Annotated in this window: 21 protein-coding genes and 1 pseudogene; 15 read left to right on the top strand and 7 right to left on the bottom strand. The window is 43.6% G+C overall.

What is annotated here, in order from left to right:
- Window positions 1–371 precede the first annotated feature (371 nt).
- The 7 genes from DP114_RS32400 to DP114_RS32370 all read left to right on the top strand — a co-directional run bounded on the left by DP114_RS32400 (window position 372) and on the right by DP114_RS32370 (window position 8,387).
- Complete coding sequence (locus DP114_RS32400) at window positions 372–1,538, top strand: HhoA/HhoB/HtrA family serine endopeptidase (protein WP_169263728.1); 1,167 nt, start codon at window positions 372–374, stop codon at window positions 1,536–1,538.
- Between the two features lie 357 nt (window positions 1,539–1,895).
- Window positions 1,896–2,429 (top strand): peptide deformylase, encoded by a 534-nt coding sequence (gene def / locus DP114_RS32395; RefSeq protein WP_171978072.1) that lies wholly within the window; start codon window positions 1,896–1,898, stop codon window positions 2,427–2,429.
- A 94-nt stretch (window positions 2,430–2,523) separates the two neighbouring features.
- Window positions 2,524–3,822, top strand: a complete 1,299-nt coding sequence (locus DP114_RS32390; protein WP_246162947.1) for an HMA2 domain-containing protein — start codon at window positions 2,524–2,526, stop codon at window positions 3,820–3,822.
- Window positions 3,782–4,909, top strand: coding sequence for an HMA2 domain-containing protein (locus DP114_RS32385; protein ID WP_172195371.1), 1,128 nt, complete (start codon window positions 3,782–3,784; stop codon window positions 4,907–4,909). Before DP114_RS32390 ends, DP114_RS32385 begins: the two co-directional genes overlap by 41 nt.
- 131 nt (window positions 4,910–5,040) lie before the next feature.
- Entirely contained in the window at window positions 5,041–7,314 is a 2,274-nt protein-coding gene (locus DP114_RS32380; protein WP_171978070.1) for a heavy metal translocating P-type ATPase, read from the top strand.
- 67 nt (window positions 7,315–7,381) lie between these two features.
- Complete coding sequence (locus DP114_RS32375; protein WP_169263666.1) at window positions 7,382–7,690, top strand: DUF5132 domain-containing protein; 309 nt, start codon at window positions 7,382–7,384, stop codon at window positions 7,688–7,690.
- Window positions 7,691–7,808: 118 nt separating this feature from the next.
- Window positions 7,809–8,387 carry an HMA2 domain-containing protein gene (locus DP114_RS32370; RefSeq protein WP_246162945.1) on the top strand — a complete coding sequence of 193 codons (579 nt, stop codon included), beginning with the start codon at window positions 7,809–7,811 and terminating at the stop codon, window positions 8,385–8,387.
- A gap of 225 nt (window positions 8,388–8,612) precedes the next feature.
- Here DP114_RS32370 and DP114_RS32365 read toward each other — a convergent pair whose 3' ends face one another.
- The 3 genes from DP114_RS32365 to DP114_RS32355 all read right to left on the bottom strand — a co-directional run bounded on the left by DP114_RS32365 (window position 8,613) and on the right by DP114_RS32355 (window position 12,969).
- Complete coding sequence (locus DP114_RS32365) at window positions 8,613–11,534, bottom strand: two-partner secretion domain-containing protein (RefSeq protein ID WP_171978069.1); 2,922 nt, start codon at window positions 11,532–11,534, stop codon at window positions 8,613–8,615.
- Between the two features lie 358 nt (window positions 11,535–11,892).
- Window positions 11,893–12,672, bottom strand: coding sequence for a hypothetical protein (locus tag DP114_RS32360; RefSeq protein WP_171978068.1), 780 nt, complete (start codon window positions 12,670–12,672; stop codon window positions 11,893–11,895).
- A 48-nt stretch (window positions 12,673–12,720) separates the two neighbouring features.
- On the bottom strand, window positions 12,721–12,969 hold the full coding sequence (locus tag DP114_RS32355) for a hypothetical protein (protein WP_169264779.1): 249 nt from the start codon (window positions 12,967–12,969) through the stop codon (window positions 12,721–12,723).
- Between the two features lie 339 nt (window positions 12,970–13,308).
- Here DP114_RS32355 and DP114_RS32350 point away from each other — a divergent pair, with 339 nt between their 5' ends.
- Window positions 13,309–13,794 carry a hypothetical protein gene (locus DP114_RS32350; protein ID WP_171978067.1) on the top strand — a complete coding sequence of 162 codons (486 nt, stop codon included), beginning with the start codon at window positions 13,309–13,311 and terminating at the stop codon, window positions 13,792–13,794.
- A gap of 453 nt (window positions 13,795–14,247) precedes the next feature.
- Here DP114_RS32350 and DP114_RS32345 read toward each other — a convergent pair whose 3' ends face one another.
- The gene (locus DP114_RS32345; RefSeq protein ID WP_171978066.1) at window positions 14,248–15,066 is read right to left on the bottom strand and encodes an SDR family NAD(P)-dependent oxidoreductase; all 819 of its coding nucleotides are present in this window, start codon (window positions 15,064–15,066) and stop codon (window positions 14,248–14,250) included.
- 657 nt (window positions 15,067–15,723) lie between these two features.
- Between DP114_RS32345 and dhaK the strand changes: the two genes are divergently transcribed.
- From dhaK to DP114_RS32325, 4 genes are all read left to right on the top strand, one after another.
- Window positions 15,724–16,797 (top strand): dihydroxyacetone kinase subunit DhaK, encoded by a 1,074-nt coding sequence (dhaK, locus tag DP114_RS32340; RefSeq protein WP_171978065.1) that lies wholly within the window; start codon window positions 15,724–15,726, stop codon window positions 16,795–16,797.
- Window positions 16,798–16,800: 3 nt separating this feature from the next.
- On the top strand, window positions 16,801–17,439 hold the full coding sequence (dhaL, locus tag DP114_RS32335; RefSeq protein ID WP_171978064.1) for a dihydroxyacetone kinase subunit DhaL: 639 nt from the start codon (window positions 16,801–16,803) through the stop codon (window positions 17,437–17,439).
- Window positions 17,440–17,764: 325 nt separating this feature from the next.
- A complete protein-coding gene (locus tag DP114_RS32330; protein WP_246162943.1) occupies window positions 17,765–18,727 on the top strand; it encodes an exosortase-dependent surface protein XDP2 in 963 nt (320 codons plus the stop codon).
- A 231-nt stretch (window positions 18,728–18,958) separates the two neighbouring features.
- A complete protein-coding gene (locus DP114_RS32325; RefSeq protein ID WP_171978063.1) occupies window positions 18,959–20,542 on the top strand; it encodes an FAD-binding domain-containing protein in 1,584 nt (527 codons plus the stop codon).
- 270 nt (window positions 20,543–20,812) lie between these two features.
- On the opposite strand, the gene DP114_RS32320 is transcribed toward DP114_RS32325, so the two are convergent.
- Window positions 20,813–21,079 carry a hypothetical protein gene (locus DP114_RS32320; RefSeq protein WP_169264774.1) on the bottom strand — a complete coding sequence of 89 codons (267 nt, stop codon included), beginning with the start codon at window positions 21,077–21,079 and terminating at the stop codon, window positions 20,813–20,815.
- A 276-nt stretch (window positions 21,080–21,355) separates the two neighbouring features.
- Between DP114_RS32320 and DP114_RS32315 the strand changes: the two genes are divergently transcribed.
- Window positions 21,356–21,601 (top strand): AbrB/MazE/SpoVT family DNA-binding domain-containing protein, encoded by a 246-nt coding sequence (locus DP114_RS32315; protein WP_171978062.1) that lies wholly within the window; start codon window positions 21,356–21,358, stop codon window positions 21,599–21,601.
- A complete protein-coding gene (locus tag DP114_RS32310; RefSeq protein WP_169264772.1) occupies window positions 21,598–21,999 on the top strand; it encodes a PIN domain-containing protein in 402 nt (133 codons plus the stop codon). Before DP114_RS32315 ends, DP114_RS32310 begins: the two co-directional genes overlap by 4 nt.
- A gap of 76 nt (window positions 22,000–22,075) precedes the next feature.
- Here DP114_RS32310 and DP114_RS32305 read toward each other — a convergent pair whose 3' ends face one another.
- Complete coding sequence (locus tag DP114_RS32305) at window positions 22,076–22,438, bottom strand: type II toxin-antitoxin system PemK/MazF family toxin (protein ID WP_169264771.1); 363 nt, start codon at window positions 22,436–22,438, stop codon at window positions 22,076–22,078.
- Window positions 22,435–22,710: a ribbon-helix-helix domain-containing protein gene (locus DP114_RS32300; protein ID WP_169264770.1), complete on the bottom strand. Its 276-nt coding sequence runs from the start codon at window positions 22,708–22,710 to the stop codon at window positions 22,435–22,437. The genes DP114_RS32305 and DP114_RS32300 overlap by 4 nt, the downstream gene beginning before the upstream one ends.
- Before the next feature lie 174 nt (window positions 22,711–22,884).
- On the opposite strand from DP114_RS32300, the pseudogene DP114_RS32295 reads away from it, so the two are divergent.
- Window positions 22,885–25,094: pseudogene (locus tag DP114_RS32295) on the top strand (NACHT domain-containing protein); the annotation flags it as partial.
- Window positions 25,095–25,384: the final 290 nt, after the last annotated feature.

The following is a 25,384-nucleotide window of genomic DNA, read 5'->3' as shown; positions in this document are numbered from 1 at the left end:
ATTTACCACCAATGCTCGGCAATGGTCACAATAATAATGAAGATATAAGCAAGTACAAGGAAGTGCAAACAACATTCTAGATCTGAACACTTGCCGTTGAGTTGTCATCATTCTTGCTCTACCCCCTGTAGCCAAGATTTTATCACCCATAGATTCATACGGAGAAGCAAAGACAAATGAAGACCACAGACTATGACTTTCAGCCGCAAACAGAACAAGGAAAACACAGCCGCAGGGGAGAAGCTCTCTCCTCATCCTTCTCCCTCCCTGGCTCTGTGACTCCCTCCCTCCCTCACTCACCCCATCTCCCCGTTTCCGTGTTCCCAAAAACGCGTTTGTCCCAAAGGTGGTCAAGAAATGGTATTTTGCTCATGCTGCTTGGTTGTGGGACAGTGATCTCTATTGGGGGTTGTTCTATCCCTGTAAGTACGCTTAATGCTACAAAAACAGATGCTCAGGCTCAAACATCAGTCCAAAAGACAACAGATAACCCCTCCCCAAGTATTTTACCTGTTGTCTCTTCGTCCAATAATCCTAACTTCGTTGTTGGAGTCGTACAAAAAGTAGGACCCGCAGTTGTTCGTATTGATGCTGCAAGGACTGTTGTTGCTCAAGTTCCCGAGGAATTTGACGATCCAGTTATTAGGCGATTTTTTGGCTCAAAACCGCCAAGACAAAGAATCGAAAAGGGTAGCGGTTCTGGGTTCATTATTAACGCTGGCGGTCAAATCTTGACCAATTCCCATGTGGTTAACGGTGCTCAAAGCGTCACAGTAAAACTGAAAGATGGTCGCTCTTTTAAGGGACGCGTACTGGGTGAAGATCCGGTAACTGATGTTGCTGTGATTAAAATAGAAGCAAATAACCTGCCAACTGTTTCTATAGGTAACTCTGAGTCATTACAACCAGGAGAAGCGGTGATTGCGATCGGTAATCCTTTGGGTTTGGACTATACAGTTACATCTGGGATTATCAGCGCTACAGGTCGTTCTAGCAGTGACATTGGTGTTACTGATAAACGTGTTGATTACATTCAAACTGATGCTGCTATTAACCCTGGTAACTCTGGTGGACCTCTGTTAAATGCTCGCGGAGATGTGATTGCGATGAATACAGCGATCATTCGCGGCGCTCAAGGGTTAGGATTTGCCATTCCGATCAATACCGCACAGGGGATTGCTCAGCAATTAATCGCAAAAGGTAAGGTTGAACATCCTTATTTAGGTATTACAATGGCGACTTTGACTCCAGATATTAAAGAACAAGTGAATTCAAAATTCGGTATTAACTTGACAACAGATAAGGGAGTTTTATTAATTGATGTTGTACCCCGTTCTCCCGCAGCTTCTGCTGGACTAAAAACAGGAGATGTGATTCAAAGCATTAGTAACCAGCCAGTCACTAAAATAGAAGAAGTGCAAAAGATAGTGGAAAAGAGTAAAATTGGTTCTTCTTTAGAATTGGAAGTTATACGTAATGGGCAAACAACACAAATAGCTATTCAACCCGCACCTTTACCAGCTCGACGTGGAAGCTAATACCGCTAATACCGTTTCACTTTAAGCTTGATACAAATAGAGAGCACGCGAGCACAGGGAGCAGGGAGAAAGAATTAAAGACCAATCATTTTTATCAGGTCCGATTGTGAAATGGTATGAAAGGTATAAAAGCTGAATTCGCTCATTGGCTCATTCCAAACATGTCCTAGAGGGACGCACTTCACAAGAAGCTGACCTTATAAGCTTTTCGCACTCATTTGAATGGTATGTTTATTTATGCGCCCGCAGTAGCAGAATAAAAATGATAAAGTATGAATTATGAATTAAACAAATATTCCTGATTCATATTTTCTCTTTCATAAATTTTCTCGATGAGAGCTATTATTAAAAGTTATTATGGGTAAATTATTATCAATTCTTCAACTAGGCGAGCCGATACTACGTCAAAAAGGATCCTTCGTTGAAAACATCAATGATGAGCAGATTCAAAAACTAATTGACGATCTAGTAACAACAGTTGCTCAAGCTAATGGTGTCGGTATTGCTGCACCTCAAGTGGCTCAATCTTCTCGTTTATTTATTGTTGCCTCTCGCCCCAATCCCAGATATCCCAACGCTCCAGAAATGGAACCAACTGCGATGATTAATCCTAAAATCATTGCCCATTCGACCGAGATAGTCAAAGGCTGGGAGGGTTGTTTGTGTGTTCCAGGGATTAGGGGGCTAGTTCCCAGATACCAAGAAATTGAAGTGGAATACACAGACCGACATGGGAAAACGCAAAAGCAGGAATTTACTGATTTTGTCGCTCGTATTTTTCAACATGAACATGACCACCTTGATGGTATCATCTTTCTGGATAGGCTGGAAAGTACTTTGGATATAATCACAGAACAGCAATATCAAAAACAACTTGTTAACAATACTTAACTATAAATCATTCTGAAGAATGAAAATTCACCTAAGAAATTAAGGTACACTTAACCTATTGTTAACCATCAGGCTTGACGCAGTAATCGGGTAAATGGCCAAAACTCTCAGTAGTAGCGAGAGAGTAAGTCCTCAGGAAAAAGAGCCTGTGGATTTATTCTCGTCTCAGCAATTAAGCGATGAATCAAGTGAAACTATTAACAAATCTGGTGCAGAGTCACTGATGCAGCCACCCATAGTTGAATTGCAAGTTGTTCATGCAACAACAGGACGCGTTAGAATCCGCGCTACTGACGGTAGTCATAACTCGATATTTGAAACAATCTCTCAACAGTTACGAAAGCAAGACGGCGTGAGGGAAGTCTTTGTCAATGAGCAAACAGGCAGTTTAGTTGTTAACTTTGATGAGAAGAAACTGCCCTTACCTCAAATGTTGGAACGACTCCAGCAATTGAACATACATCCGTTGCAAGCTTCGCCTCAGACAGGAAGTTTAAAAGACCCTTTCGCTGCATGGAAATCTCCTAATTTTTGGAAAGAGCAAGGCATTTCGTTTATTCCCTTATTTACGGGATTGGCAGTCACTGGAGGACTCGGAATCAGCGGTTTGGCATCGATTCCAGTTTACTATGTGACAGCAAATGCGACTCGTCGGGTTATAGACGAACTTCAATCAAAATCACAAACAAGTGCAGTCCCTTCTTCGCGAAAAGCAGAGAATAATAAATCTTCGACAAAACCCAATACAACTGACCAACCTTCATTATCGAAAGTGGAGCATAAATCTATTGAAGTAGCAGCACAGCCTGCAGAAATTGCTTACAGCGTAGTTCATGCGATTCCAGGACGTATCCGGTTGAATGTGCCTCGAATTGGACGCGATCGCGCCTATGCACGACGACTCGAAAGGTTACTCAAAACAGAACCCCAAGTGACAAACGTACGCGTCAGCCCGGATGCTGCATCTATTGCTATTACCTATAAATCAGAGATTCCAGTATCTCATTGGGTTGGTTTGATGCTATTGGCAGACAAAACAATTGCGCCAACAAACCCCATAAAGATAGAAGACCAAGCCCTGACACAACCAGTTGATCAGCCTAGCGAAGAACCTGCCAAATTAACTGCGCAAACTAACGCCAGAAAGAGAAAAACAAACCAAGCCCTGACACAACCAGTTGATCAGCCTAGCGAAGAACCTCCAAAATCAACAACGCTAAAACAGCAACCCATAGTAGAAACACCTGGTCTGTGGTCTGATTTTAAATCTCCAGCTTTGAATACAGCTCTATCCTTTATGGCGAACTTTCCATTAGACCCTGTTCCAGACCAAGGAATACTGGAGGACATAAATGGCTGGTTTAACAACGCAATTAGCATCCCACTCATCTAGAGAATCTCAGGTCGTAGAACAACAGACTAGTTATCCAACAGCAAAGGTATATTGTGCGATCGCTTACAGTATTATCTATGCAACTTCTGCTAGCGTAGGCTTTTGTGTGCCTGATATATCTGTAAATCCCACATATGTGCAGCGCTTGCTGACTTTGCTTGCTTGTGATCCTCGGGTTATAAGTCACAAAGTTAACCAGAACGCAGGATCTATTGTCATAGATTACCAACCTGGAGTGCCAGATGTGCAGATGCGTCTGTGTTTGGCTAGTATCATTGAGTTTGCAGGCAAACCAGAAGAAAAGCCAGTGAGTTCATCCTCCGTACCTCAAGCAGCTGCTCGTCCGAGTGTTGCACAAGAAAAAGAGAATGCTTATGAACCTGTGGGGGCAAACGTCTTATCTAGTCCTGAACTTGTCAGCAAAGAAAAAGATAACGGTTATGAACCTGTGGGGGCAAACGTCTTATCTAGTCCTGAACTTGTCAGGATGGAAAAAGAGAATGCTTATGAACCTGTGGGGGCAAACGTCTTATCTAGTCCTGAACTTGTCAAGAAAGAAAAAGAGAATTGTTATGAACCTGTGGGGGCAAACGTCTTATCTGATCCCGAACTTGTCAGCATGGAAACATCTTTGGACTCTAAATTAGAGACAGCCCAAGTATCCCCAAGCTCCCAATTGAAAGGAGCAGACAAGATACCTACCTTATCAAAACAGTCCAATCATACTCCTGATAAGACTTATCACAAAGCAAAGCAACCAGCAAAAGTAGCATATAGCATTGCTCATGCCATTCCAGGACGAGTACGTTTTCGTATACCTCGAATAGCCAAAGATTCAAAATACGTCCAACGCTTGGAAGCGTTGCTTAAAGGAGATCCTCTAGTTACTGGCAAACGCGTTAATAGCGCCGCAGCCTCAATTGTCATTACCTACAAGTCTGGAATAATGCCCAATTCCAAAAAACCTTCTTTAAACCTTTTGGAACAGGTCATATCATATTTATCCACTCTGATTCAATCTGCTGCTAGCGATACTGTAGTTTCCATCAGTGAACTAGAAGAGAGTCTTGCCCACTTTTGCAATTAGGGCAGTCAAATTCAAGCCCCACCAAGTCTCAAGGCAGTTGTCTTTGAACTGCCTGAAGTACCCTGTCTTAATCTCAAAGCAGCAGATTTTTAAAACTCCAATTTGAACAAACTTTGTATTAGAGAGAAGAAATGGCAAAACTCAGTGTACAACTACCAACTTCCAGAGGTCATGCATCCCAAGTAGCTGTAGCAGCAAAAAATGGGATTTCTAGAGTTGAGAGTAATGGACACTCAAATGGACACCCAGAGGTTAAGTCTTCCGAAGTTTCATATAGTATTGTGCATAGGCTCCCGGAAAGAGTGAGGTTGCGAGTACCTCGTTTGCTTTCTGATGCAGATTATGCACAGCGCCTACAAGTGTTATTAGAAGCTGACACCCTTGTGACAAGTGTTCGTGTTAAACGTGCAGCCGCGTCACTAACAGTGACTTATAAATCCAGCAAAGTTTCAGATACTAAGATACGTTCGCATCTGGATCATTTAATTCAAGCAGCTAGTGAAGTTGTCGTTCTTAAACCCTCCCAGCCTAAACCTGCATCGGATGCAGAACAAAAATCTTGGCCAGGAATGCAACTTTCGGGTTTGGCTACGGCTTTGGCTGTGTTGGGTGGACCGATAGGATGGTCTATTCCGCCTGTGATGGTTGCAGGAACTATCGCCCTTGCCACATTACCTGTTTTCAAACGAGCTTGGGAGGGGATCAGGGATGAGCAAAAACTGAATATTGACTTTCTAGATTTTATTGCTATTGCTATTACCACAGTCCAGGGTCAATTTCTCACACCTGCGCTGATGCTGAGTTTGATTGAAATTGGCGAGAATATACGCGATCGCACGGCTCGTTCTTCAGCTCAACAAACTTTGGATCTACTCAGTTCTCTCGGACAGTTTGTCTGGGTGGAACGCGATGGCGAAAAGGTGCAAATTCCGATCCAAGATGTACACCGAGGCGATACAGTCATAGTTTATCCGGGTGAACAAGTTCCAGTTGATGGTACTATCCTACGAGGTAAAGCGTTACTGGATGAGCAAAAACTCACTGGTGAGTCTATGCCCGTGTTGAAGAAAAAGGGACAAACCGTTTACGCCTCAACTCTCATGCGCGAGGGACGAATTTATATTTCGGCGGAACGAGTCGGTAATGATACTTGTGCTGGACAGAGCATTCGGTTAATGCAAGAAGCTCCTGTTCACGATACCCGTATGGAAAACCAGGCTCTGAATATTGCTCAAAAAGCAGTCGTACCAACATTGCTACTTGGCGGGGCAGTATTTGCCCTTACTCGTAACCCAGCACGAGCAGCCAGCATCTTCACTCTCGATTTATGCACTGGAATTCGTGTCTCAATACCAACAACTGTATTAGCCGCGCTAACATACTCAGCACGGCACGGTGTTCTGATTCGTAGCGGACGAGCACTAGAAAAACTTGCAGAAGTTGACACCATTGTGTTTGATAAAACAGGCACATTGACTAAAGGTGAAGTGGCTGTTGTTGGTGTCGAAAGTCGAAATCCTGCAACATCAACAACACGAGTCCTGGAGCTTGCTGCAGCGGCTGAGCAGCGTCTGACTCACCCAGTGGCGGAGGCGATCGTCCGCTATGCTCAAGAACAAGGAGTACAAACGCTTTCCCGTACTAAGTGGGACTACCAACTTGGTCTAGGTGTTCGTGCAGACATTGACGGGGAAACTGTTTACGTGGGTAGTGAGCGCTATCTGCGTCAAGAAGGCGTTGAGATGGATCTCAATGGACATCAAAAGCAGGCAACTTCAGTCATTTATGTTGCTAGCAATGGTCAACTTCAAGGTATGATAGAGTATAGTGACGTACTCCGTTCAGAAAGCCGAGAAGTTATCACAGCGCTCTTGACAGCCGAAGGTGTGGAGGTCCACATGCTGACTGGGGATAATAAACGAACTGCTAGCGCTGTAGCCTCTCAATTGGGAATTCCTCCAACGCACACCCACGCAGAAGCTTTTCCTGAGCAGAAAGCAACTGTTGTCCGTGAGCTGCACGAACAAGGTAAGACAGTTGCATTTGTTGGTGATGGAATCAATGACTCACCAGCATTAGCCTATGCTGATGTTTCTGTTTCCTTTGCCAATGGTTCTGAAATCGCTCGCGAGACAGCAGACGTAGTGCTAATGGAGAATGACTTGCATGGTTTGTTGGAGGCGATTGAAATTGCCCGCAATGCTAGGCAAATAATTCAGCAAAACACGACTCTGATCGCTGTTCCTAACGTAGCAGCATTAGCGATCGCAGTTTTGTTTGGTCTTAACCCCTTAGCAGCAACTGTCGTTAATAATGGCTCAACAGTTGTTGCGGGAGTTAATGGTTTGCGCCCAATTCTCAAAAACCGCAAACAAAAAGTTCTACCATCAGCTATTCGGAGATAGCTATCTTAACGATAGTACACTGAACAACTTTGTAAAAACTTTTCCCGTTCACAGGAGGAAAATAATCATGGCACCTAAAATCACCGATTTTGTTGAAGACGCTGGCGCACCTGGTATTATAGCTGGTATTGGAGCAGTACTCCTCGCACCTGTCGTCATTCCGATTGTCACAGGTATTGGTAAACCCATAGCCAAATCAATCATCAAAGGCGGACTTGTTCTTTTTGAAAAAAGCAAGGGAGCCGTTGCAGAAGTTGGCGAAAGTTGGGAGGACATGGTAGCCGAAGCAAGAGCAGAACTTGCTGAAGGAAGACAGCTACCAGCAGTTGATGTTGTGGGTTCCCCTGTTGACAATACGCTCGATAATGGTGCATAGCTTTCGATTAATTTCGTGTTCCTTGGCTGAGCCAGGGAACACCAAGGAAATTCGTAGTTCGCAATCATTTTTCTGCTCAATTGCGAATTACGAATTTCTGAATTAGGAGGATAATTACGTGTCAAAAAATGGTTATATTAATCTCACTGATATGCCAAAAGTGATTGAAGAAAGATCTATAAAAAAAGTTTTTCAACCAATATCTACGCGGGTTGTCAGTTCTACTCCAGGAAGACTGCGTTTGAGAGTTGCACACCCCCATCGTCAATCTGGGGACATGCAACGGATTGCTAATGCGCTGCAAGCAAATCCTAATATTAACCAAGTACGGACTAATATTCAAAATGGCAGTATCGTCATCAATCACGATGGTGACGATGTAAGTCGAGAGAATGTTTACGCGACATTATGTGATTTAGGAATTATTTTTGGTGATGTCACATTAGGAAAATCTGAAGCCGCAGCAGAAGTATCAAATGCAGTTGTTGACTTGAATAAGCGAGTTAGACAAGCGACGAATAATGCTGTTGATTTGCGCTTGCTTTTTCCTTTGGGACTGGGTCTGTTTTCTATTCGGCAGTTACTTACTAAGGGATTGCAATTGGAAACTATTCCTTGGTATGTGTTAGGTTGGTACGCTTTTGATAGTTTTCTTAAGTTGCACGCTACGAGCCAAGCACAGGCAAGTAAAGAGTAAAAGGTGAGGAGTCTTAAAAAAACAAGATCCCTGACTTCTTTAGGACTTACGCAAAAATAGCCAAAAAGCTTAATTTATCGAACCGCCAAGACGAGCCAGCACTGCAGGAGGGTTTCCCTCCGTAGGTGACTGGCGTCGCCAAGAGCGCCAAGAATTCGTAGAGTGTGCGTAAGTCCTATTCTTTAAGAAATCGGGGATCTGTGACAGAGTGCCCACCCTACGTATCTATCTCACAGCAGCACAATTACTAGCAGGTGCTGGCTGCTCACGTTGTACACCAGTCTTGGTTGGATCATAACCTACCAGCACCACCTGACCTTTTTCGTTATATATCCATCCCCGCGCTGGTATTATCTGTTTAACAGTTGGACTTTTTGATGGCTGCTTTTGTGTTGTACTTGTTGAACTTACCGTACTGGCGACAGGTTTAATTAAATCAACACGCACATTGTTACTACTAAGAATTTTATTTGGATCTGTTGGAAGTCCGCCGCGTCCGGTGATGGTAAAGCTGTTACCAAAACCTTTGACACATGGATTTTGAGCAATCTGCTGTGCAGGGTCAATGACAGTTTCTGTTAATTCAAATAGCCCACGGGTGGGGTCAATTTCTGGAGTGATAATGTTGATAGTCCCACTTAAGGATGGGTTTTGTTGCGAAAATGCGGTGATGTCACTTTCAGGCGTTAATTGAGAGCGAGGCTGGATTCCAAATAGACCTTGAGTTCTAATTGTGATGTTCCCACCGTTACCGCTGAAAGCATTGGCAGTAATGTCACTATTTTCTAGACCAACCAGGTTATCAGTGGTAATAGTAATGTTACCCCCATTAGCCGTACCTGTGGCATTAGCAGTGATGTTGCTACCACGACGCAATATCAAATCTTTAGAGCGTATCGTAACAGTTGCTTGCTGTTTATTGGGATCAGTGCTGTTGCTGCGAGTGTTAGCTCTCAGAGTGCCGTTGTTGTCCAAACGGATAGCGCGAGCATTTACTGTCAGGTTGCCTGCAGTCCCTGTTCCCAGACTTTGCACAGACACTCCTGCCCGATCCCGCACGAGTAATTCACGGGTGTTAATTGTTAGGTCTCCCGCATTTCCTGTTGTATTAAAGTCAGTTTGAGCAAATAAGCCGCTGGAAAACTTACCATCGGTGGTAGTACCAATCAGTTTTACTTTGTCAGATGTGACTATCAAATTCCCTCCATTACCTGCACCAAAAGTGCTAGCACTGACCTGGGCTCCACTCTGCATGAGTAACTCACGGGTATTAATTGTTAAGTTTCCCGAATTCCCTGCACCAAAAGTGCTAGCACTGACCCGTGCTCCATCCCGGACCAGTAACTCACGGGTGTTAATTGTTAGGTCTCCTCCATTCCCTGTTGCACCTGAGGTATTCTGTTGAGCAAACAAGCCGCTAGAAAATTCACCATCGGTGGTAGTACCAATCAGTTCTACTTTGTCAGCTATAACTATCAAATTCCCTCCATTGCCTGCACCAAAAGTGCTAGCACTGACCTGTGCTCCATTCTGCACGAGTAACTCACGGGTATTAATTGTTAAGTTTCCCGCATTCGCTGTTGCATCTTGGGTATTTTGTTGAGCAAACAAGCCGCCAGAAAACTCACCATCAGCCGTGGTACCAATCAGCTCTACTCTATCAGCGGTGACTGTCAAATTACCTCCATCGCCTCCACCAAAAGTGCTAGCAGTGACCCTTGCTCCATCCCGTACTAGCAGAGTACCAGCCTTAATCGTCACCTTGCCAGCATTTCCTGAACTTTCTGTATTCGCATCCACTGTCGCACCATCTGTGATGCTCAAACGCCCGGTTTCTATGCTCAAGTCCCCACCATTTCCACTACTGCCACTACCAGTGCTAGTATAAAAACCGCTGCTATACAGACCTCTCCCTATCAGTTCTATAGACTCGGAAGCTTGTAAAGTAAGATTACCCCCATTACCGGAAGATACAATATAAGTCTGTGCATAAGCGCCATCTTTCGCAATGAACTTACCCGTAGTAATCCTCAAGTCCCCAGAGGAACCACTACCTTGAGATTCTGTAGATAAGCTGCTGGCATACTGATTATTTGTTGATTGTCCAATCAGTTCCACAGACTCAGTAGCGTTGACACTAAAAGTTCCTCCTGGCTTTGACCCAGAGGAGATGGATAAAATCGATGCACCATCACGTAGCGACAGTCGCCTACTCTGTACCTGAATTTCGCCTCCTCCCTCACCACTAGCATCTGCTGAAGCTCTTTGAGATAGTTGGATGTCCCCGAAATTCTGCACGCCTGAATATCCTAAAGCAAAGCCAAAATCTGTTTGACGAAGGTTGACCAAACTTGGTGAAGCAATACTCCCCAATTCAATCCGTCCCGACTCAGCCCTAAGATTTCCACCCTCTAGCAATACATTACCACCTACAAGTGCCAAGGTTTTCCCTGGCTGCACTTGCAGCCCTGGACTATCAGTGCGAATAGTTGCGTCTGTATCTGTTGCATAACTAAATTTATGACCTTCTCCCTGCACCGTAATCGTTCCAGGATTATCCCGAAATCCTAAGCCAATCGGAACATTTATAGTTAACAACGGCGGTGCTTGCGGATTAGTCGCACTAAACTCAAACCCATTGTCAAACAGCAAACTATTCGCCGTACTCCCCAAAAAAGAACCACCAATTTGCAAGCTGGCATTTGATCCAAAAATAATCCCTGCTGGATTGAGTAAAAATAAGTTTGCGTTACCTAGTGCTCTAATCGCACCTTCAATATTAGAAACAGAACCACCCGTTACCCGACCGATGATGTTTTGCACATCAAGTGCATTCTTAAAATTAGCCGAACCACCTGTAGGAACAGAAAAATCTTTGAAGCTGTGAAAAAGGTTTCCTCCCCTTGTTGTTCCATCATTGATATCAAAATTCCTGCCATCAGGAGTAGTGACGGTAGTAGATACAGTTCCATCAGAACTGACTTGTGCTTTGACTGTACTTATAGAAGTTAAACTTCCTACAATGTATAAGGGTAAGGTGAATAGAAAGAGCGAATGCGCTTTGCGCACGCTATGCGATGCTAAGGAACTGCCCCACAGAAGCGATGCTGCAAGGCAGGCGCTACGCGAACGCCAATCATGTTTCATAAATTTAAAATTTAAAATGTTTGTTTCTCTTCTCAAAAAAGATTCTAATTGAAAAGCTGTTTTTTAAAAAATCAAAGTTAATGAATTAATACAATTAGCAGGTATGAGGATGATTGGAGGTTGGTGCTGACACAGGAGACTCGTTTTAGCTTTATCCCACGATTTGACCCCACCCCTTGTTAAGGCTACCTTGTACACACATCTGGCTCAAAACCTCACCCTCACTTTTAGCGTAGCTAAAACCTTTCCCTCTCCTTAATAAGGAGAGGGATGCCCGACAGGGCAGGGTGAGGTGAGAGCTGCGGAAGGGGAGCCACGAAGCGCTAGAAAAAACCTCAGTGTGAGGTTGCTCTAGCGTTTACCGGCTACTCTTCAAAACTGTTGTGCCAACAGAATTTTCTAATTCTATACCGTCCAAAAACATTTCGTTGATAGTTTTTTGGCGGTCAATCATCATCTGTCGCACCCAAGAATAATTACCTTGGTTCATGTACTTACCAATACAGTAGCCAGAATACTCAATGTGTTTTGTTTCGTCGTAAATCAACAAATCAGACATCCGAGTTACCTTTGGTAAATCCTCAGGTGTGGCATAGGCTTGGAGTACAGGGCGCAGCAAAAGTTGCAAGATTAATGCCCGTATTTCCAAGAGATTAATCTGGATAATTTCATCCATCACCAGGAATTCATCCATTGTCTTCTCAGGAGAAGGCGTTTCTATGGGTGGATGTTTGTGGTGATAGTATTTAGGCGATGAGGCTTGCAATTCGGCTCGCAAATCCGCCTCCATTTCTGTAGGAAACAGAATATTGAGTAGCGCTACAAACATGAGGGAATGGCGCGACTCATCAATGGAGTGATTGCGAACCAATTCAGCAAATTCCTGATTTTCGATGCCCTGCGAGAATTGCCAAACTTCTTTTGAGCCAGTTCCTTCTTCAACCGCATTCACCATTAGGGAATTAGTGAACCATTCAGCATTACGGGCGAACTGACGATATAAATTACCGTACCATGCCATGCCGTGTGGTGGTGGATGAATTTCACATGCCTCAATCAGAATAGTTTTATAATCCTCAGAAATTTGGCAGTCATAACGTTGAAGATAATTTAACGCTAACTCACTGACAATGTTCATAACTTTCTTTAAGCAATGCCAACAGCAAATCGTCTCCTTTATGAGTTACTAGCTTCCCGCTTCATTCAACGCTATAGGATCTATTGGGGCTGCTTTTATTTGAATTATGAAGACGCGAATGGGGAAAGGGGTAATGCGAATCGGATAACGGACAATCCGAATTGGAAAGACGGTTTTAGCCTGGTCATTGGTACTGTTAAGCGTAGTAGTACCACCTTTGATTGAGTTTAAGTCTTCTTGACTTAAATCAAAACTAATTGGCTCGTTATCTAAATCTGCTATTTTGATACTTTCCATTGATTCTACCTGGGTTAAATCTATATCTATCTAAAATAATTTATAGATACGCAAGTCTTTTTTATGAATTCAATGAGCTGAAAAATGCTTCTCTATTATTAGTAAGCACTCATTAAAGACTTCGTTGTCTGATGTTTATTGAAGATAGACTATGTTGTGGAATCATAGCACCAAAAGGATACAGTTTTATGATTTTTACATAATGTAAAAAAGGTAGAATAATTTTATTCTCGACAGAATATTAATAACACCTAAACCACAAGCACAAAAAGGCAAATAAAAAGGTTAAAGAAGGTGGAAATTTGAAAGAGAATCATTCTTTTTCTTGTTCTGATGATCATGGAAATGCCCATACAAGAAGTTGTGCCTTCCAAGAGTTATATTGAAGCAGAGCCTCAAGTGATCCATTTAGGACTTACGCACGAGTTACGAAAAAACAAGATTGTGAGATTGCTTCCTTACGTCGCAGAATCATCCAAAATTCTGGAAAACCTCACCCTGCCCTATGGGACATCCCTCACGCCAGGTGCTACAACGGGGGGAACCCCAACGCCAGATACCTACGGAGGGAAACCCTCCTGCAGTACTGGCTCCGCAACGCACTGGCTCTCCTTATTAAGGAGAGGGAGGGGTTTTGGCCTCAGCATCAAGACGACTATACACACAAGTCATCAAATCATCCAAAATTCTGGAAAAACCTCACCCTGCCCTGTGGGGCATCCCTCACGCCAGGTGCTACAACGGGGGGAACCCCAACGCCAGATACCTACGGAGGGAAACCCTCCTGCAGTACTGGCTCCGCAACGCACTGGCTCTCCTTATTAAGGAGAGGGAGGGGTTTTGGCCTCAGCATCAAGACGACTATACACACAAGTCATCAAATCATCCAAAATTCTGGAAAAACCTCACCCTGCCCTGTGGGGCATCCCTCACGCCAGGTGCTACAACGGGGGGAACCCCAACGCCAGATACCTACGGAGGGAAACCCTCCTGCAGTACTGGCTCCGCAACGCACTGGCTCTCCTTATTAAGGAGAGGGAGGGGTTTTGGCCTCAGCATCAAGACGACTATACACACAAGTCATCAAATCATCCAAAATTCTGGAAAAACCTCACCCTGCCCTGTGGGGCATCCCTCACGCCAGGTGCTACAACGGGGGGAACCCCAACGCCAGATACCTACGGAGGGAAACCCTCCTGCAGTACTGGCTCCGCAACGCACTGGCTCTCCTTGATAAGGAGAGGGAGGGGTTTTGGCGTAAAAAACGCTAGAAAAACCTCAGCGTAAGGTTGCTCTAGCGCCTGTGAATCTTTGATAACGTGGTTGTCTGTGTTGGGGGGCAGCCATCTGTAAAACCTTTTCCAATAGCCAAGGAGCAATGCGGTTACACCATACGGCTAAATGAGTTTGCCATCCTACTAAGATTTCTGGTGAATCTCTTTGTAGTCCGCTAACAAGTGCCTGAGCCACTTTCTGGGGAGTTATGGGTACTACCCAACGAAACCACTCTAACTCTCGCACCATATCAGTATCGGTTAGGGATGGTAACAAGGCTACAACTCGGATGTTGTGTTTAGCTAGCTCGCCGCGCAAGGCTTGAGTGAACCCTATAATTGCAAACTTGGTGGCTGAATAAGTTGCCATTGTTGGTGCAGCCACTTTACCCATCAAGCTAGATACGTTAACGATTGTGCCTGAGCCTTGTGCTACCATGCGTCGGGCAACTAGACGAGTCATGGTGTACATTCCGATTAAATTCACGTTTATCTCTACCTGCACATTTGGTAGTCGAGACTCTAAAAAGGGTGTTTGGTGGGCAACTCCAGCACAGTTAACAAGTAGATCAATTGGTCCATAATCTCGCCAAGCTTGAGCGATCGCAATATTCACTTCCACCACTTCAGACAAATCCAAAGGCAAGATCACAGCTTCCACACCAAGCATCTCTATCTCAGAGGCTACTTCAGCTAAACAACCACTATCTCGTGCAACCAACAACAAGCGTTTTATTCCTTGCCTTGCTAATTCAAAGGCGATCGCTCGCCCAATACCACGTGAAGCCCCAGTAACAAGAGCTGTCTTTCCTTGAATATTCATAACTAAAACCTCCTGAGTTAAGTCAGTGAACAGTGAACAGTGAACAGTTATCAAAATTTCAAATGACAACAACTACTGATAACTGGTAACCCTTCGGCTTCGCAGTCGCCTAGGTCGGGAGACCCTCCAAAGAGCGCTGGCTCACTGATAGCTGATAACTGGTAACTGGTTGAACCAAATCGTTCGCAGTAAGAAAGCTTCTCTTACCGCATTCTTCGAGAAAAACTTTGGGTATGTATTTAATCAGATTTCAGTAAACTTTGAGTTGGACTGGCAATATGTAACAATCAAGCAAATCAACAACTGTCTCAAGTCGTCTTTAGTGTAGCCAAACGAGCAACAGAGATATTTCTTAGCTGTCTTACCGGAAAATTGGTGTAAACCAGTTAGAGAAATACCTTTTGGACAATACTACAATCAGTGAATCAGTGAAAAGCCAAGATTAACGTGTAGCATCGATGGCACCTCTTTTAGATATAAGTGTCTACCAGAACCAACTGTCTTTGCATACGCTAGCAAGGGGATCAAGTACTTGCAACATTTATTAATAAAATTCATTAGGTTTTACTTAACTTTACAAAGCTCTCAGAAATGACGAAGGAGCAACAGTGCTTTATTCTTGGTTCTAGTAACTTCTAAATGAAGAGTGACAAGACTATGAAGAAGCTTATTAATAAACCGGAAGACTTTATACGTGAAAATCTAGAGGGTATGGCTGCGGCTCACCCCGATTTGATTAAAGTAAATTATGAGCCTGCTTTTGTCTATCGAGCCGATGCACCAGCACAAGGCAAAGTAGCAATTATTTCAGGCGGTGGAAGCGGTCACGAGCCAATGCACGCTGGATTTGTGGGGATGGGAATGCTGGATGCTGCCTGTCCGGGGGAGGTTTTCACTTCTCCTACCCCAGACCAAATGTTGGAGGCTGCAAAGAGAGTAGATGGTGGGGCTGGTATCGTTTATATCGTTAAGAATTACAGCGGTGATGTGATGAATTTTGAGATGGCAACGGAGTTAGCCCGTAGCGAAGGTATCCAGGTATTAAGTATTCTGATTGATGATGATGTGGCAGTCAAGGACAGCCTCTATACTCAGGGACGGCGTGGTGTAGGCACAACAGTGCTAGCAGAAAAAATTTGTGGTGCGGCGGCACAGCATGGGTATGATTTGCACAAGATCGCAGATTTGTGTCGTCGTGTGAATAAAAATGGTCGAAGTATGGGGATGGCGCTGACTTCCTGCACGGTACCCGCGCTGATGACGCCTACCTTTGAATTGGGCGATCGCGAAATCGAAATGGGCATCGGTATCCACGGTGAACCAGGACGCAAACGCATGAACCTGAAATCAGCCGATGAAATAACTCAGATGCTGGCGCTATCAATTATCGAGGATGCACCTTACACCCGGACAGTGCGGGAGTGGGATGAAGAAAAAGGCGAGTGGATGGATGTGGAACTGATTGATCCGGTTTTTCAGCAAGGTGATAAAGTACTAGCTTTCGTCAATAGTATGGGGGGTACTCCGATTTCTGAACTTTATATCATCTACCGCAAACTGGCTGAAATCTGCGAAAAGAAGGGACTACGGATTGTGCGAAACCTGATTGGTCCTTACATCACTTCTTTGGATATGCAAGGTTGTTCGATAACACTGCTAAAGTTGGATGATGAGATGATTCGGTTATGGGATGCACCTGTAAAAACACCAAGTCTGCGCTGGGGAGTTTGATGTATGGTGACAAAAGAGCAGATTTTACGATGGTTGCAAACATTTGCAACGCAGATAGAGCAAAATAAAGATTATTTGACAGAATTAGATGCGGCGATAGGAGATGCTGATCACGGGATCAATATGGATCGGGGTTTCAAAAAGGCGATCGCTCAGTTACCGACTGTTGCAGATAAAGACATCGGTAGCATTTTGAAAACAGTGAGCATGACCTTAATTTCCTCAATTGGGGGTGCTAGTGGTCCTCTTTATGGGACTTTCTTTCTACGAGCAAGTACAGCCGTAGCTGGTAAACAAGAACTGACTGCTGAGGATGTACTTGAAATGCTCAAAGCAGGATTAGATGGTGTGCTTGGGCGTGGGAAAGCACAACTTGGCGACAAAACGATGATAGATGTCCTAACTCCGGCAGTTATCGCTTTTCAAGAAGCTGTGAGTCAGGGGCAGGATACATTGGAAGCAATGCAACGCGCTGTAGCAGCAGCAGAACAGGGAGTGAAAGATACTGCGCCGATGATTGCCAAAAAAGGACGAGCGAGTTATTTGGGAGAACGCAGCATAGGACATCAAGATCCAGGGGCGACTTCTTGTTATTGGATGCTCAAGAGTTTGTTGACAGTGCTGGAAAGTTCTGGTATATGAAGCAAAAGAGTTCACCCTGATTTCTATTTTTCCTCTGCCTAGAGTGATAAAAGAGAGTTATTGACATAGATAAAAAGCTGTGGGATATTTCTATAAATTACGGTAAAACAGTGTATTTACAGTATTTAAAAGAAAGTTCTTTATTTAAAGGCTTTCAGAAACTGAGAAGCTAATTTACCAAAGATGTGGAGAAGTTTAAAACTTCGCTTGTTGCAACAGCAGGCGCGAAGCTGTACATGTTTAAGACTGTGCAGCTGGTTTTGTTCTGCTTAGTTGATTTAGTCAAGCAAATTTATTTTTGGTGTCTATTTAAGGTGAAATGCTCTTGAAAACTATCTTTGCAAACGCGATCGCGTACCCTAAGGGAGCGCTAAGCGCGATGGCGATACGCGCAGCGTCAAGCCTCCGGCTTATCGCAACAACGGCTGCCTCTATATCAATGGCTTCCCTAGTGGTCACACTGCCTGCTATGGCAGCATCATTCACTCAGTTTTCGTTTAAAACTAATGTCACGGCTAGTCCGATTAACGACCCTACAGGTAATCTATTAAATGACCCCACAAGAGATATCCGCCTGGACTCAGTAGTGTTTAATGGAAACACGATTAGCAACTTTGAGGTTGTCAAACAGGCAAAGATTCTCCAGAACGATACCTACAGGCTCGACGATGGAAGTGTCCTGGGCGTACTCCATTCAGGACGAGGTCCCAATACCCCCGGCGACAACCTGCTTGGAGAAGGTCCCTCAAAACCCAACCCAACTAATCAAGACATTGTTAACAGTTTGGGCAATTTAAATCTGAATAGCATCCTGGTTACGCGTGAAAATGCAAATAAAGCAAGTATCGAAGTCTCTTTCGAGAATCCCGTGAATACCTTCTTGTTCTGGGAGCGTGGTGGAACACCGGGTGGAGCAGTTGCAGGCGATAGCGATTTATTGGTTGAAGCGCTGGACGATAATAATGCGGTTGTAGCAAGTTACAAAATATTGAGGCAAAACTACACGAAAGCTGACTACAACATCAGTACTGAGGTCATTCCAGTTCTTAACAATGGACCTTTCAATATTGGGTCTCAAGGCATTAGGCTGGATGGAATTACCACGAAAACACTGCGATTAACTAGCTCTAACAATAATGGGCTACTTGCTGGTGTTCCTAACGACAACGGACCTGATTTCAAAATTGTGGCAGCAAAAACAGTGGGCGAACCCACCACTATTGTGGGTGCGCTGGTAGTCGGCAGTTTGGGAGCCGTCCTAAAGCGTAAGAGAACAGTTGCAGGCTGATCTAGCAAGCATCTTTGATCTGTGAGAATTCTTTGCTGGGAAAGAATCCTCACAGTTATTTATAGCTTTAAGTACATATCCTTATTGAAGGAAGTCGGAAATTCTGAAATTATAGTAAGCCTCTGTTTGACTTGTCTACTAATTAATCTCACCAATGCTAACTATTTTTAACACGACGTTTATTATGGCAGGTAAGCTTAGCTAAAGATAAAATTATAGTACAATTGAACCATGCGAATTATATGGTTTCGACGAGATTTACGATTAACTGATAATGAATGCGTAGCAGAAGCATCAGCCAATGATGCCCCCGTATTGCCCTGTTTTATAATCGACCCGTGGTTTTATCAAAAATGGACAGACGTGGGTAAAGCACGGGTAAGATTTTTGTTTGAATCTTTAGAGAACCTTGACCAAAATTTACGCTCTTTGGGTAGTCATCTGTACTTATTTGAAGGGGACTCCGTAAATATTGTGCAAGAAATGACTCAACAATTGATGCAGCAAGGACACAAACCGAAACTTTACTTCAACCGTGATGTACAGGTTGAATACGGGATTGAACGCGATAGCGAAGCGCTGCTGCTTTCAGCAGATCGCACTATCGTTAATTTCTACCAACAACTTAACCTTGACTACCACATTGGTCTAAACAACTTTGTGCAAATCGACGATGATCACCGCGACCAATGGTTTAACGAGTACTATACCTACGTTAGACAAACATCTCACCCGACTCCTATTCACATTAACACCCCACAGATATCTTTCAACCTACCCCAACTTAGTTTTACTGAACTCAAACACAAGTACCACGCTTTTTACGAAACGAAGAAAGTGTACTTCAAAGGTGGAGAAACGCAAGCGCAAAAAACTTTAGACTCATTTCTTACCAAAAGATTTTATGGGTATCATTGGAAACTCTCCCGCCCGTGGGCAGCACAACAGAAGGCAACGTCCCATCTTTCCCCTCATTTAACATTTGGTACAATCTCTGTGAGAAATGTGTACCAGCGTACAAAGGCACGGGCAGCAGAACTTGCGGATACACCCAAAGCAGAATTTTCCTTAAAAGCATTTCGCGATCGCCTGCGTTGGCACGATAGTTTTACGCAGCGGTTATATTTTCATCCAGAAATAGCACATACTAACTTTTATCCGGAGTTTGATGAGTATTACCAACCAGATGAACTGACTCCACAGCAGCAAGAATTATTTCATGCTTGGCAAGAGGGTATAACTGGTTTCCCAATGCTTGATGCGAGTATGCGTCAACTCAAAACAATGGGTTGGATGAATTTCCGCATGCGAGCGATGTGTGCTACTTTCCTGACTATTAATTGCGGTATCTCTTGGCATCATGGAGCAAAACATTACATGAACTGCTTGGTAGATGGCGATTTAGCTATTAACAATTGGCAATGGCAGATGCAGGCTGGTATTACTAATCCCCTTAGTGATACTTTCCGCATATACAATCCCAATAAGAATATTGAAGAAAAAGACTCAGATTTGCGCTTTATTTACCATTGGATACCAAAGTTACTCGGTTATAGTTTATCTGAAATTCTTGAAGGCAAGTATATAGAGCATGGTTTATACCCATCACCAATTTTAGATTGGGCGCAGACCAGGCTAGTTAATGGCAAGATTGTTTCAGATATTCGTAAGCGTGTCAAACAACGACTACTGATTGAAGGTGGCAAGGAGTGCGAAAACGCTTTAGCAACTAAAACAGCAGTAAATAAATACGTTGAATCCAAAGATAAACAGTACCAACAATTTAAGAAATTGGAATCACAATTGGGGCAGTAAGGCATAAGTTAATTTTTCTGCACCTAATTTAAAGCAGGTGAGTACATCACTACCCACCCCTAACCATCAGGTTTTTTAATTCCTCTCGTCTTCTATGCCCCTCGCCTTTGGTGGTGAGGGATTTTATTTGAGTTTATAAAGCAAGCATCCCGAACACCAAGAGAATGCTTGCTATGTAGCGGTTACGCCTGTTTTTCTAGGATTAACTGACTACCGCAAAAGCTAGATTTTTGGTACATCGGGATATTGCACAAAAAACTCTACCATCCTCTAAAGCCCATCGTTTTGGTGCGTTTGTTCCTCCCAAAGGGAAGAACCTTTGGTTCCTTTATGCTGCTTGTCTTTTTTCTTTAATTCCATGTAAACATTAATCTCGTTAACTTCTATATCATGCTCAATTCTGGTTACTATCCAGTTATCCTTTTTTAGGTAAATTTCCTCTCCTATTCTGGGAATAAACTGTAAATCGTAGAACTTTTTGAGAAAATCTTTTTGGTTTTCTTCCCATAAGATTACTTTGACTGCTTCTTTGCTCATTGATTCAGTAGTTTAAGGAAATACGGGAGCAAGTTTATCTTAAGTAATTAATTTCTGAATTACTGCTTATCTCAAACCAACTTTTGTCTTATTCATGTAATACGGTAACTGACTTTAGATAGCAATCAATTTTAGAGTGACGCGTTACGCTTTCAGCCGTCTGGGGTACGCGCGATACCCTTTGCGCCAAGCCTCTGGCTTATCGCCTTTGGTTGACTGTCAACTCGTTAACTCCTTACAATAAAGTAAGAATTTTTATAAAAGTAAGGAAATCTCATGTCCATTGCTACAATTACTAGTAAAGGTCAGACAACTATCCCAAAGGAAATTCGGGAGAAACTAAACTTGCGTCCAGGCGATCGCATTAATTTCATTATTGAACCAGACGGCAAAGTCTACATTCAGCCGGTGAATATTCAAGTTGAGGAATTGTCTGGTATCCTCCATAAAGCAGAAAGGAAAGCAGTCTCTATCGAGGAAATGAATGAAGCAATTGAGCAATGTGCTGGTAACTTGTCATGAATGGACTAGATACTAACGTTCTAGTTCGTTATCTAGTTCAAGATGACATCGAACAAGGTAGACTTGCGGCGGAGTACATCAAGCAAGTTAAGGCAAGTGGTGAAACCTGTTTCATCAACAACATCGTTCTTTGTGAACTCGTTTGGGTACTCAAAAGTTCCTATAAACTCAGCAGAAGTGAAATTATCGACGTTCTTGAAAAAATACTGAGAACGGATGCGTTTGACTTTGAAAATAGAGAAACGGCTTGGTTGTCGGTACAGGACATGAAAAAGGGAAAAGCTGATTTCTCGGACTATTTCATTGTGAAGTTAAACAAGCAAGCAAGCTGTACTGAAACTGCTACATTTGACACAAAGTTGCAAGAATTTGAAGGAATTCGGCTACTTTCTACTTAACCCTCTTTTATCACTTTCGGAAGAGAATCACTTAAAATGCCTACAGCATAAGACTTTCAAGAAATTATCGGTCAACTCATTCAGTCATTATCTCTTGCCCTGGTAAATCTAAAGCTATCAACAACGCCTGAGCCAACTTTGCCATTACATCATCAGAAAGCGCCCCTCGTAAACGCAACAAGCGGGTTTTTGACAACACTCGCACCTGATCTGCCATTGCTACAGAGTCTTGGGTAAGTCCGCCATCTGATGCTTGAATCAACACTTGAGTGGGGTAAACACGCTTTCCCGATTGATAAGTGGTACAGGGAACTGCCAACACAACTGGACTGTATGAATTAATCACATCACGACTGACAATGATCACAGGACGAGTTCCCCCTTGTTCAGAACCCTCAGTTGGCTCTAAACGAGCATCATAGACTTCACCGCGTTTCATTCTGGAGATTCACCTAACTGCAAAGCCTCCCACTGCGCCGAAGCAAACTCCGCTTCCATCTTTAAGACTTCTGCCTGATACTCAGGATCATTTGCCATTTCTGCCAAAGCAGCATCAACTTCTGCTCGTTTCAGCGCTGCTAATTCTCGACGTAACGCTTGCGCCACAAACTCATTACGACTCTTGGCTTTTCCTTCCTGCACTACCTTATCTGTTGCTTCCAACAGTTCGCTTGGTAGTGTTAATGTTGTACGAACAGTTTGGTTATTCATTATTTGATGACTTTTTTGATGTCATAAATGATGTCTATAATGATATCAGATGAATCAAAATGTAAGTTTTTTTTAGGCTATCGCCCATACCACTCCGAAATCAAAAGAACAAATGAACTAGAGTTTCACCCAATCAGTGAAATTAGCAAGCGCTAACATAAGTATAAGCAACATATAAATTGTCCCTTTTATACAAAAGCGCCCCTGTGACATTAATTAATCTTCACTCCCTCATCAGCGCAATTACTGGTATTGCCAACCCAATCATTAAAGAAAAGCTTCTGCGTAACGAAATAGTCATAAAATTATTAAAGCAATTTAACCTTGATCCTGAACATCCTCCCGCTGATTTCAGTGGTGTTTACGCCTATGCCTTGGTAGAATACGGCGTTGGTAAACCCAAGCCATTCCTGGAACTTTTCCGCGAAGAAAAAATCAAACAAGCTTTCCGTAAAGCACTAGATCACAACAACCCCTCAATTCTTCTGTCTGAAGTTGATGTTTTTCTCGATACCTATGTCTTGGGTGATGAAATCAAAACCTTGGGAATTAACATCAGGCGAGAAGTCGCCGCCTTTGCCACGGTTTTTATTGAAGTTGCTAAGCGCAGCCGGACACCTGCTGATGTTTTGATGAACCAGCAGATAGGTTCGTTACATAAAAGGATAGGGAGTATCCAAGAACAGTTGGAAAGACTGCCGACACTGGAAGGAATGAGAACAGAGATGGCGCGGTTGGCAGCACAAAGTGTTGAGACGTCCTATCGAACGTCTCTAAATGAAAAGAAATGTAAAGCCATAGCCTTAGCCCAGCAGATGCAAGGCTGGTTTGAAACCTTGGGCTACCGTTTTGAAAAGTATGAAGTTTGGGAAGACAATTATTTTGAGTGGATTATTGACATCCCCGCACGACGTAATCGATATGACCGGATTCTCGTACGTGGAATTGAAGGTGAGGCGGGACTGAGTGATGTGATGGCTTTGCGTCAGTCGGTGGAGGCGCAAAGAACTGATGAAGGTTGGTTAGTAACAGCAAGACGAATTTCACGGGCGGCGCGTGATGAAGTGGAGAAACCAGAAAATCGCCAGTTTGATTGTTATACTTTTGACGAACTGATAGATCAGGATGCTGATTTTAGTGATTATCTCGACTGGCTAGAAGCGGAAGTGAAACGACGAGAAATCGACAAAAAATATGTGCCGTTGGCTTGTACTAAAGAAGAATTTGACTCACTTAGCAAGCGCAGGATAGGAGTCAGTCGTTACGATGAACGCGACGGCTGGATTGATGGTTATCTTGATTTGTGGTTAGATGACCCTGCTAAGGAGCATATCTCTATTTTAGGGGAATTTGGCACTGGAAAAACTTGGTTTGCTTTTCATTATGCTTGGATTGCACTACAACGTTATCGAGATGCTCAAAGACGTGGCGTTGAACGTCCTCGCCTTCCTCTGATAATTACGCTGCGCGACTATGCCAAAGCACTGAATGTTGAGAATGTTCTGGCAGGTTTCTTTTTTACGCAACATAATATTCGCTTAAATAGCGAGGTGTTTGACCAGCTTAACAGCATGGGTAAGCTGCTGCTGATTTTCGATGGCTTTGATGAAATGGCGGCGAAGTGCGATCGCCAACAAATGATCAACAACTTTTGGGAGTTAGCGAAAGTCGTCGTTCCCGGTGCTAAAGTTATTCTGACTTGTCGCACCGAACATTTTCCAGAAGCAAAAGAAGGACGTGCTTTACTCAACGCGGAATTGCAAGCGTCTACCGCCAACCTGACAGGCGAAACGCCCCAGTTTGAAGTGCTGGAACTAGAAAAATTCAACGACGAGCAAATCCGGCAGGTGTTGTCATTCCAAGCTGAATCTACCACAGTTGACCATGTGATGCACAATCCACAACTGTTGGACTTGGCACGTCGTCCGGTGATGACAGAGTTAATTTTGGAAGCATTGCCAGATATTGAAGCTGGTAAGCCTGTGGATATGTCGCGAGTTTACCTGTATGCAGTGCGGCGGAAGATGGAACGAGACATCAAAGCAGAACGTACTTTTACTTCTTTGGCAGATAAGCTCTACTTTTTATCTGAACTTTCCTGGGAAATGCTGTCTACTGACCAGATGAGTTTAAATTATCGCCTTTTTCCCGACAGAATTCGTCGCTTGTTTGGTGATGTTGTTCAGGAGGAGAAAGATTTAGACCACTGGCATTATGACATGATGGGGCAGACGATGCTGATTCGTAATGCCGATGGTGATTATACTCCAGCGCATCGTTCGCTGTTAGAGTTTTTTGTGGCTTATAAGTTTGCGGCTGAGTTGGGGGCGTTGGCTGATGATTTTATTGAATTGGCGCAGGCGCAGTCACATATAAATAATGATGGTGCGATTCGTTGCTAGTAGAATCACGGTAATTAGTCCGTACATATACTAGCCAATCTCCAAGGAGATTGAACTTTGGATAGGATGAAGGTGAAAGCCCTTCCCCTCAAACTCAGAGGTGACTCCTAACCTACCCGCAGTGACTAGACTCGGAATTCTAGAGACTGAAGCCGGGAACAGGGCGCAATCAGACGGCTGTTATGGGCTGACACTGGCGCAAAAGGGGAGTGTACAAGATGAAACAGAACCTAAAAAAGCAACCTAGTTTAAGGCAGGGCATAACACAAAAC

The organism is Brasilonema sennae CENA114, from assembly GCF_006968745.1.
Classification (GTDB): domain Bacteria; phylum Cyanobacteriota; class Cyanobacteriia; order Cyanobacteriales; family Nostocaceae; genus Brasilonema; species Brasilonema sennae.
This window is presented reverse-complemented; position numbering and strand designations above follow the sequence as displayed.